A 9,876-nucleotide genomic window follows, 5' to 3' on the forward strand; every position below is an offset into this window, starting at 1 on the left:
CAACAGTTGTTTGTGGAAATTTTGATTTCTCTGCCGATTTTGCTTACTTAAATACACTCGCGATACCCTTAGTGCATTATCCTATATCATTATATACATTTTAATTATAAACCAAGTCTGGAGGATCAGTTGATGGAAGTCGATCAGCTACGCTATTTTCTTCGTGTTGCAGAACGGGGTAATTTTACGCGAGCGGCCGAAGAGTTGATGATCTCACAACCGGCGTTGAGCCGCTCCATCCAAAAACTCGAGGACGAGCTGGGACAGCCGGTCTTCGAAAGAAAAACACGATCCCTGGCGCTGACAGAAGCAGGTAAACTATTACAGTCACGCGCGCAACAGATACTGTCGCTCATCGAAGATACCAAAGCGGAAATCTCTGACGATGGTCAAAGCGGCCAGATTCGCGTGGGAGCGATCCCGACCATCGCCCCTTACTTTCTGCCCGGCTTACTCCGCCAGTTTTCCACTGAATTTCCCAAAGCCACTATCATCGTGCAGGAAGATACCACCGATAAGCTACTCCACCGCTGTACTCAGGGCGAAATCGATCTTGCCATTCTCGCACTACCTGTCCCTGCCAGGTACCTGGAAGTAGAAGAGCTGTTTCAGGAAGAACTACTGCTGGTCCTGCCTCTGGAGCATCCGCTGTTAAACAAACCTCAGATCCGTCTGAACGATATCAAGTCGTACCCATTCGTCCTGTTAGACGAAGCACACTGTCTGTCTGACAATATCGTTTCCTTCTGCCATCATCGTTCTTTTCACCCCGTTGCGGTTGAACGGACAAGTCAACTGACGATGGTCCAGGAACTCGTTTCGCTGTCGCATGGCATCTCGATGATCCCGCAAATGGCGCGTGACATCGATGAAACGGGCCGCCGTGTTTATCGCTCGCTCAGTGGCATCAAACCCACACGCAAAATTGCCGTGGTGTGGAACCCCTACCGTTTTCAAAGTCGCCTGCAACAGGCGTTCAAAGCCCGACTTCACGCTTATTCTCAAAACCGTAAATAGCAGAAAACCATGATCTTTCCGAACGCATCAGTCAGCTGGCATTTACAATCTTCATTGTTCGATGCATTTCAGATATGACTGCTATCCGGAGATTGCATTAGACAGACTCCATCCCACCCCATATAGTTCAGCAGCAACAGAGAGCTGACTGTTGCTGATTTATAGTCCAATCGGACTCAAACCTGTCAGCCGCTCAGATGGCGGCAAACCCGGATGACCAATCAAGGAGCAGATATAATGAGCGAAAAACCTACGCTGACCACAACCGGCGGTGCCCCGGTCCCCGATAATCAGAACTCGTTGACTGCTGGACCGCGTGGACCTGTCCTGCTGCAGGATTACCAGTTGCTCGAAAAACTGGCTCATCAAAACCGAGAGCGCATCGCCGAACGCGTCGTGCATGCAAAGGGCTGGGGCGCGCATGGCACACTCACCATCGAACAGGACATCAGCAAATACACCAAAGCAAAAGTGCTGCAGCCGGGCACCAAAACAGACATGCTGGCCCGTTTCTCAACCGTTGCCGGCGAAGCAGGTGCCGCCGATGCCGAACGCGATGTGCGCGGTTTTGCCTTGAAGTTCTACACGGAAGAAGGGAACTGGGATCTGGTTGGCAATAACACGCCTGTCTTCTTTGTACGCGATGCCTATAAATTCCCGGACTTCATTCATACGCAGAAACGACATCCCAAAACCAATTTGCGTTCCCCCACCGCGATGTGGGATTTCTGGTCACTCTCGCCCGAGTCACTGCATCAGGTCACCATTCTGTTTTCAGATCGTGGCTTGCCGGTCGGCGTTCGTAATATGAACGGCTACGGCAGCCACACCTACAGTTTCATCAACGACAAAAACGAACGTTTCTGGGTCAAGTTTCACTTCAAAACTCAGCAGGGACACAAACACTGGACTAACGCCGAAGCAGAACAGGTGGTCGGCAAAACGCGTGAAAGCACGCAGGAAGACCTGTTCTACGCCATCGAAAAAGGAGACTTTCCGAAATGGAAGTTTCAGATCCAGATCATGCCGGAAACCGACGCCGATCAGACGCCTTACAATCCGTTTGATCTGACCAAAGTCTGGCCGCACGGCGACTATCCGTTAATTGAAGTAGGTACAATGGAACTGAACCGTAATCCGGAAAACTACTTCGCAGAAATCGAGCAGGCCGCGTTTTCCCCCTCGAATATCGTCCCCGGCATCGGTTATTCGCCCGATAAAATGCTGCAGGCACGCGTCTTTTCCTACGCTGACGCACACCGACATCGTATCGGCACTCATTACGAGTCCCTGCCCGTCAACGAACCGAAGTGCCCCGTGCATCATTATCACAAAGATGGCGCGATGCACTTCAAATCGAACGGCTGCCCCGTGGATGCCTACTACGAACCCAACTCCTTCAACGGCCCGGTCGAGAAACCAGATGTCGCCGAACCCCCGTTGAAAATTTCCGGCGATGCCGCCCGCTACGATCACCGCGAAGGCAACGACGATTATTCTCAGCCCCGTGCGCTGTTCCAGTTGTTCGATGACGGACAGAAGGCTCGTCTGTTCTCCAACCTCGCCGCCGCCATGCAGGGCGTGCCGCAAGAAATCGTCGACCGCCAGCTCAAACACTTTGAACTGGTCGCCCCGGTGTATGCCGCCGGCGTGAAAGAGGCTTTGAAAAGTTGATAAGACGACCGAAATCAAAACAGCAACCACTCCCGGCTGCGATTCAGTCGGGAGTGGTTACGTTTTTATACTATCGAAAATAAAGTGGACCGGATGGGAATCGAACCCAACACACCGACTTTGCAAAAGTCAGTCGCCCCCAAGGTACATGCCAGCCCATTTGAGAAAAAACAGTCAAAAAAAATAGCAGAGCCCGGTAACGATCCGGGCGGTCCAACCTTATGAGAGTCGGCTGGGCACCTGCCCCTCTGCGTCAAAAAAGTAGCCAAGGCGAGATTCGAACTCGCAATCCCTGAGGGAACGACTTTCTGAGAGTCGCGCGTCTTCCAGTTTCGCCACTTGGCCATAGTGAAACCATAATCAAAGTGCGTTGGGACGGAGTCGAACCGCCAAAACTATGAAAGCGGGTGGGTTACAGCCACCGGGGCTCGCCAATGCCCAGCCAACGCAAGTAAATTTATCCTGTATTGATTCCCTTAATCCTTACAACTCCCTTTTGAATCGACTCGGTCCAGATGGCCCTGGAGATGCTGTCACAAATCTGGCCACTGGTCAGTAGCGCGGGCGGGAGTCGAACCCGCAGACAATCACGAAATTTTAAGTTTCGTTGCTTTACCAGTTTGCATACCGCGCCGTTTTTAAGCGTCCCCGATGGGATTTGAACCCACGACCTTCTGCGTGACAGGCAGACGAGCTTTCCGGACAGCTCCACGAGGACATATCATTTTCAGTAGCTCGAGTGGGATTCGAACCCACAGCATCTCTGGTTCTAAGCCAAAGTGGTCTGCCAGTTGCCTACCGAGCCAGATTCGTTTTCATTCAAGCTGCGGTGGCAGGAATCGAACCTGCGTCAGAGCGGTTAACAGCCGCCCACCCGTACCAGCACGAGTACCACCGCATTATTTATTTTCTCTCACAATTTCCCGCATTCTGCGGAGTCAGGGTGACTGGATTTGAACCAGTGATCTCGTGCTTCCAAGGCACGCGGGTTAGCCAGACTTCCCCACACCCTGTTTAAAGAGCGCCCAGCGGGAATTGAACCCGCACTTCCGCCATGGCAAGACAGTAGGCTGCCGCTACATCATGGGCGCTGAATTGTTTTCAAGCACTTAAAGTAACCAAAGAGCATCAGTTGAAAATCGAACCCACATTGTCGCATTACAAGTGCGATGTCTTACCTGCTTAGACGACCGATGCCTGCTTCATTCAGATTAAATAAATGAGGTCGGAGGGACTCGAACCCCCACCTGACTGGTTAAAAGCCAGTAATGCTGCCATTACACCACGACCCCGAAAGGAACAGGGGGCCGTGCGTTTAGAATGAAAAACCAAATCCATAACAAAAACTCTTTAATAAATATAAAAGTGACCCGTGTGGGATTCGAACCCAACCTACCCGGCGTGAAAGGCCGGTAACCTCACCAGAAGTTGAACGGGCCAGATTAAGTACGTACCCGAACGCAATGCGACCAAGGCGGCACCTGCGTTAGACAAAATTGATTTTGCGGAAAAATAAAGACACGAAAAAACCCGCTGCCTTGCGACACCGGGTGATTGAAAGGTTCTACAATTCAACCAGATGTCAACAGCGCAACCCGAGTGCGAGTAATTCTTCAGCCGGGAGGCCGGCATTCAAATCGCTTTTGGGATAGGCATTGATATTGATTGAAGGCAGATAAGAAAACATGGAAGATGAAGTCCCGTAGTTTAAAAAAGTGTTCGGTGTTTTATAAACGGTCTGCCTACATAGAGACAGAACAAAGAAAACGGTTCGCCTGTTTTTGAAAAAACACAACATTTTAGATGCGCGAGGGCCTCTTTATAATTCCGAAAATTTGAAATTTAGACTGAATTATTTGAAAACATTCTAAAATTCAGCGTATCGCCAGCAGAGGCACATTTCCATAAGGAAACTGCAACACAATCAACGCCATCGCGGTCGCGTATTCATCGCCGATATTCGCGTCGTGCCAGGCGCCTGCAGGTGATTGCTGCGATAACAATTCATCGCGAACCGTCGGATACCAGCGGTCCCACTCGGTTTTTCCCGCCTGCCAGGCGGCATGCGTCGCATAAAAGCGGCCGTAGAAATGGTACTCGGCCAGTTGTCCCGGCGAGAGTTCCAGCGGTGGGTGCGGCTGCCGCAGATAGTCCCGACCGCGCTGCACGACCTCATCGTCTTGCAGGCCGGCGCATGTTAACGCGACGACCGCCGCTGCCGAGCGGGGAAAGAGTGACTCGGGAGGATCATTCAAACGGTAGCGAAATCCGCCATCCGGATTCTGAGCCTGCCGTAGAAATTTGACACTACGATCAATGGCCGAGCGCGGGACAGCAATGCCCGCCTGTTGCGCAGAAAAGAGGGCCATTATCTGACAGGTGGTAATCGACACGTCTGCATCTTCAGGATCGGAAGTATAACACCAGCCCCCCTGCTCGTTCTGTGACTTCAAAATCAGTTGAGTGGCTGCTTTCAAAACATCACGCACTCGCGGGTCAAACGATTCGCCAAACACCTGCCCAAAAAACATCGTGGCATATCCATGTCCATAGAGCGGCGCATGCGTCTTGACGTCAGCTTCGACGAGAAAGCCATCCTCCTGTGCTCTGCTGGTGAGATACCGAATACTCTCTTGAATCTGCCTGCGATAGGGTCCAGTCATCCCGCGGTGTGACAGAAACGCCGTTCCCGCCAGCGCGCAAACACCAACATTGCGTGCGTACGAGCCGCGCCTGCCGAATCCGCCATCGGCAACCTGCCGGGCCGCCAGCCATTTCAGTCCGTGTTCGATCGCAGTCGCAGTTTGCGGCGTGACATGATCGAGAGGCAACGCAGCCGCCTGGGCCGATTGACCTCCCCACCAGCCTCGCACAGCAGCCAGGCCACTCCAGAGTGCTGCTCCCAATGCAAAGCGACGGGAGTACTTCGGTTCGGAATGAAAACCTTCCGATTTTTCTCGATGTGACATAAAGAACTCGATAAATAATGTGATATCTCCCATTCTACGCACACACCAGCCCCCTGATAACGAGATTTTCAGCAGAAACTGATGTTCCTGTGAATCTTTTTGAGTTCTAAGACATGACTGGTTAAGATGGGATTCCGTTTCATACTCCAGAAGCTATGCAGGAACATGCAAGAACATGGTAATATCACAACAAAACAATGCTTTCAATACGCGTGCGCTCAACTGGCTGTATTGCTGCTTGTCCCTTTTTGTTTTGGATCTCTGTTCTGTTTCTCTGTTACCCGCCGCTGAACCTCAGCAAATCGTCTTCCAGAAAACCTGGGGGCAGCAGGGATCAAAACCGGGTGAGTTTGATTTCCCGATCGACATCGCCATCAATGCAGCGGACGAAATTTTTGTCACAGACCATTTGAATGATCGGGTGCAAAAGTTTGATTGCGAGGGAACATTACTGGCCCACTTTCCGGTTCTGCCCAATCCAGGAGGCCTCGCGTTCGACAAACAGGGGAACCTGATTCTGTCACACATTCTGGCTTCGGGGTCGAGCAAGCATAAAATCGGCGATCGCATCTCAATTTATTCAACTGAAGGAAAGCTGATCCGACAATGGGGAGAATTGGGAAGCGAACCGGGTCAGTTCAACTGTCCCGGCGGGATCGCTGTGGCGAAAAATGGACGCATCTATGTCGCCGACCAGACCAATCACCGCATCCAGGTCTTTGATCCGAATGGCAAGTTCCTGTTTCAGTGGGGCGAATATGGAAATCAACCGGGGCAGTTTGGCGGCAAGTCCTCGCAAAACTCGCGCGTCGGAGGGCCACAGTTTATTGCCTTTGATTCGGCAGGTCATGTGTGGACAACGGAAGGAGCAAACTGTCGGATTCAAAAATTTACAGCCGAAGGGAAATACATTCTGGAATGGGGATCAGACGCAGACAAACCCGGCGGCTTGGGTGGCCTGTTTACCGGCTTCAAAGACCGTAAAGCAGGCGGACTGCGCGGGCCGATTGCGGTCTGCTTTGATAAAAACGATCAACTCTGGATCAGCGCCGTCAGTGGTCGCGTTCAGCAATTCTCGCCAGCGGGAATTTATCTTCGCGGTCTGGTGCAGGAACAGGGAACCGGCCCCGGCCAGTTTTACGCTCCGCACGGCTTGGCCTTCGACAGCAAAGGAAATCTATACGTGGTCGATGCTTATAATCATCGCATTCAGAAGTTTGTAATAGAGTGAAATTCTATCAAAAAGAATTCAATGCATTCCCAGTCTCACCTTTAATCATGATCTTCAGGATGCAAAAATAGCGGCCGTATCAATAGCTGGATCACTTTTCATTCGATCTACGCTAAACTGATCAAGATCCAACTATAACTTTCAGACAGTGAATCGAAATACAATATAGACACCTCATTCCTGACCCTCAGCATCAAAGGCCTACATTGAACACGCTCATCCCACTGGTACTTGAAAATTTCACGCTCAGTTTCCTGATCCTGGGGCTGCTGGCTTCCGGAATATCGCTTCTGAGGAAGCCGCGTCCCCGGTCGGCGGCGGTTATTGTCGAAGCGTTGTTCTCCTATTTCCTGTTATACTCGATCGGGTTTTCTCTTTTCTATAATTTCATCATGCATTCCTTTTTTGGTGAAATGGCGGCCCGGTTTATCGGCTGGGAACAGAGCCCGTTTCAGTTTGAAGTCGGAACGGCCAGCCTGGGATATGCGGTCGTTGGTTTTCTGGCTTTCCGAGGAAGTCTGGGAATGCGGGCCGCTGCGGTTATTGGACCGTCCATGTTCCTGCTGGGTGCGGCTGGCGGCCACATCTATCAGATGGTGAGTGCGCACAATTTTGCCCCCGGCAATGCAGGTATCATCTTCTACACGGACCTCCTGATTCCTATCCTTGGGTTTTTGCTCTTAGGGCTGCAGTATCGCTTCGCGCGTCGCGGTTAACCTGGATTTTTCAATGTAGATCCATTCCGCTCTGCACCCGGCCGGTTCTGGTTATTCCATCTTTTACTGTTCTGGAAATCGCGTCAGATCTTCCTTAATCTCCCGACACATCTATTTTCCTGAATCAACTTGAGGCATGTCCCTCTATTCTGCTGCGATTCAATGCCCGTTCACCGTTGCATTCTGGCCAGCAAGACAATTTGGCTTCTGCTGATGTGAGGAAAACCACTCTAACTGAGGGTTTATAGCGAATTCTCAACGCGAATTCCGGATATCTGACCTAATTTTTGGATGGAGGCAACAGCAGTAAAGAGACAGTCTGTCGCCGTGATACCACTCTTGGATTACCAGAATCGATATCGCGGAAGAAGTCGCGCAGCAGTATTTGCCAGAACCTGAAAACAAACCGTTGTTCTCATTTTTTCAAATAAGAATCAGCAATGTATTCACAAATCAAAACGAAATTTCGAATCCGAATAATAATCCATATCCTGATATTGGGGATCGTTGCATTTTATGGAACATCGTCTCTCAAGGCTGCTGGCTCGAAAGCGGAGTTGAATTCGAGTGCACCCGGACAATGCGACCACAGCCTGTGTCAAAAGGCTCCTTCCACAGCCGAAATGAGTGCCGAAGGACCGGGGACGTTTTTCACCAAACTCTTCGACACCAGTGACTTCCCAGCTCGTTGGTACTGTGGGACCTGGTCATTGGACACAGGCTGGATGCACATCATTTCTGACATTGCCATCTTCGGAGCTTACTTCGCCATCCCGGTTGTGCTGTTGTACTTTTTGCTTCAGCGCAAAGATTTACCGTTTCCAAAAATAATCTGGCTTTTCGCTGCTTTTATTCTGTTTTGCGGTTTCGGGCACCTCATCGAAGCAGGCATTTTCTGGTGGCCCGTCTATCGCTTCTCAGGTCTGATCAAAGCCTGCACCGCGATTGTATCGTGGATTACCGTCCTGGTATTAATCCGCCTGATCCCTGAAGCCGCAGAAATCGACAGTCTGGAAAAAGCGATCTTGCTGATGGGACCACACAGCATCGGTGAGTTAGCCATCTTGTATGGGGCGAGGCGCGCGTTATTGGAGTGCAATCTCCCCTGGCTTAACCCTGAACTGCTCTGGAAGCGAAGCCTTGCAGCAAGCAAAGCCGTTCGAATTATCGAGCGGACTCAGTTTGCCGACTCAGACGGTTCGGCGTTTCTGTGTGCCTTGCTTCACCCGATCGGGCGCATCGTTCTGGCAACACTGTTTCCCGACGAACATCACGAATTAACCAAACACTGTCTGGAAACCGGCGAGTCACTGGACTTAGCTGAAGAAGCGTCCTTCGGACTTTCCTACGGCCAGGTAGGCGCACGGTTCTTTTCGACATGGCGCATTCCAGCAACGACCAGACTTCCCCTGGAGAATGTGACGCGCACATTCGAGGAATTAATCTCATTGCCGGACCACACGCGTAAACAAATTGAAATCGTAAAGCTCGCCCTCTTGCTTTCTCGTACCGCAATGGGCCTCTGGGAATCCAGTGATTCCGTTGATGTACCCCATAAGGCAATTCTGAACAAATTCAACATGCCATCTATTCAGAGAATGCTCTGCTTAATTCGTGAAGCCTGCGATTTTGAGGTCACGATTCACCAGCTTCAATCCGCATCGGGAACAGATCAGCCGTCGCAGCCGATGACAGTACCGATCGAATATCATTCCGCTGCCGGAACTTCATCAGACTTGCTATTTCCCCTGCTCGCATCAGTTGGACTGCAGATCAATGATCAACGACTGGAACTGGCACATTGTGACTTGGTTGACGGCGCGTCGCTCGGAGGCGAACAACTCCGACACTTTATTGATTCTCAGAACGCGCCAAATCCCTCAGGGATTATTCGCAACAAGCGGGATGCATCACTGTTTAAACCAGGCTCCACAATCTGCCTTCCCACAACCGTTCAAAAAATTCGCGCATTTTTCGCGATGTAAATTCGGCTCCTCGCGATCAACTCAGACGAACCACCATTGATCGCTGAGAAGCGAGTTTATTTTCGTGTTACGGAGCCCAGTCAATCTTTGACTTCCGTTCCTGCGAGCTGTGTATTGTAAACATCGATGTCTTCAGCACCGACGTCCATAATTTCACCTGTTTTGAAATGTGGGAACAGCGGCATTACCACGTCGCTGCGATTGTCGCCGGTGCTTTTTCACTTGCACCAACTTAAAACGAGGAACTAATCCTCAGCTGACTTGTTTACAATAAGGCAGCAATT

General features: G+C 50.9%; 6 protein-coding genes and 10 tRNA genes. 5 read left to right on the forward strand and 11 right to left on the reverse strand.

Annotated elements, in window-relative coordinates; genetic code table 11:
• The first annotated feature begins 132 nt into the window (after positions 1-132).
• Together Q0294_RS16775 and Q0294_RS16780 are read left to right on the forward strand one after the other, a co-directional pair.
• Positions 133-1,017 (forward strand): LysR family transcriptional regulator, encoded by an 885-nt coding sequence (locus Q0294_RS16775; RefSeq protein ID WP_299467764.1) that lies wholly within the window; start codon positions 133-135, stop codon positions 1,015-1,017.
• A gap of 237 nt (positions 1,018-1,254) precedes the next feature.
• Positions 1,255-2,691, forward strand: coding sequence for a catalase (locus Q0294_RS16780; RefSeq protein ID WP_299467766.1), 1,437 nt, complete (start codon positions 1,255-1,257; stop codon positions 2,689-2,691).
• A gap of 262 nt (positions 2,692-2,953) precedes the next feature.
• Here the strand turns inward: Q0294_RS16780 and Q0294_RS16785 are convergent.
• The 11 genes from Q0294_RS16785 to Q0294_RS16835 all read right to left on the reverse strand — a co-directional run bounded on the left by Q0294_RS16785 (position 2,954) and on the right by Q0294_RS16835 (position 5,660).
• Positions 2,954-3,036: transfer RNA gene (locus tag Q0294_RS16785), tRNA-Leu, on the reverse strand.
• A 211-nt stretch (positions 3,037-3,247) separates the two neighbouring features.
• A tRNA-Leu gene (locus Q0294_RS16790) sits at positions 3,248-3,325 on the reverse strand.
• 9 nt (positions 3,326-3,334) lie between these two features.
• Positions 3,335-3,409, reverse strand: a tRNA-Asp gene (locus Q0294_RS16795).
• A 13-nt stretch (positions 3,410-3,422) separates the two neighbouring features.
• A tRNA-Leu gene (locus tag Q0294_RS16800) sits at positions 3,423-3,496 on the reverse strand.
• 19 nt (positions 3,497-3,515) lie between these two features.
• Positions 3,516-3,590: transfer RNA gene (locus Q0294_RS16805), tRNA-Asn, on the reverse strand.
• Positions 3,591-3,629: 39 nt separating this feature from the next.
• A tRNA-Pro gene (locus tag Q0294_RS16810) sits at positions 3,630-3,704 on the reverse strand.
• Between the two features lie 7 nt (positions 3,705-3,711).
• Positions 3,712-3,782 (reverse strand) — tRNA-Gly (locus tag Q0294_RS16815).
• 33 nt (positions 3,783-3,815) lie between these two features.
• Positions 3,816-3,888, reverse strand: a tRNA-Thr gene (locus Q0294_RS16820).
• Positions 3,889-3,911: 23 nt separating this feature from the next.
• Positions 3,912-3,983 (reverse strand) — tRNA-Lys (locus Q0294_RS16825).
• Positions 3,984-4,057: 74 nt separating this feature from the next.
• Positions 4,058-4,130 (reverse strand) — tRNA-Glu (locus Q0294_RS16830).
• A gap of 435 nt (positions 4,131-4,565) precedes the next feature.
• On the reverse strand, positions 4,566-5,660 hold the full coding sequence (locus Q0294_RS16835) for a prenyltransferase/squalene oxidase repeat-containing protein (RefSeq protein ID WP_299467768.1): 1,095 nt from the start codon (positions 5,658-5,660) through the stop codon (positions 4,566-4,568).
• Between the two features lie 175 nt (positions 5,661-5,835).
• Here Q0294_RS16835 and Q0294_RS16840 point away from each other — a divergent pair, with 175 nt between their 5' ends.
• From Q0294_RS16840 to Q0294_RS16850, 3 genes are all read left to right on the forward strand, one after another.
• Positions 5,836-6,891, forward strand: coding sequence for a hypothetical protein (locus Q0294_RS16840; RefSeq protein WP_299467770.1), 1,056 nt, complete (start codon positions 5,836-5,838; stop codon positions 6,889-6,891).
• 206 nt (positions 6,892-7,097) lie between these two features.
• Positions 7,098-7,607, forward strand: a complete 510-nt coding sequence (locus Q0294_RS16845) for a DUF6790 family protein (protein WP_299467772.1) — start codon at positions 7,098-7,100, stop codon at positions 7,605-7,607.
• A 725-nt stretch (positions 7,608-8,332) separates the two neighbouring features.
• The gene (locus tag Q0294_RS16850; RefSeq protein ID WP_299467774.1) at positions 8,333-9,592 is read left to right on the forward strand and encodes an HDOD domain-containing protein; all 1,260 of its coding nucleotides are present in this window, start codon (positions 8,333-8,335) and stop codon (positions 9,590-9,592) included.
• Positions 9,593-9,876 lie beyond the last annotated feature (284 nt).

It is taken from the genome of uncultured Gimesia sp. (assembly GCF_937919775.1).
Taxonomy (GTDB): Bacteria; Planctomycetota; Planctomycetia; order Planctomycetales; family Planctomycetaceae; genus Gimesia.

Excerpts from the sequence above, each read along its gene's own strand:
- Q0294_RS16850 (WP_299467774.1), top strand. The coding sequence starts at position 8,333 with ATGCACATCATTTCTGACATTGCCATCTTCGGAGCTTACTTCGCCATC.
- Q0294_RS16835 (WP_299467768.1), bottom strand. The coding sequence starts at position 5,660 with ATGTCACATCGAGAAAAATCGGAAGGTTTTCATTCCGAACCGAAGTAC.
- Q0294_RS16840 (WP_299467770.1), top strand. The coding sequence starts at position 5,836 with ATGGTAATATCACAACAAAACAATGCTTTCAATACGCGTGCGCTCAAC.
- Q0294_RS16780 (WP_299467766.1), top strand. The coding sequence starts at position 1,255 with ATGAGCGAAAAACCTACGCTGACCACAACCGGCGGTGCCCCGGTCCCC.
- Q0294_RS16775 (WP_299467764.1), top strand. The coding sequence starts at position 133 with ATGGAAGTCGATCAGCTACGCTATTTTCTTCGTGTTGCAGAACGGGGT.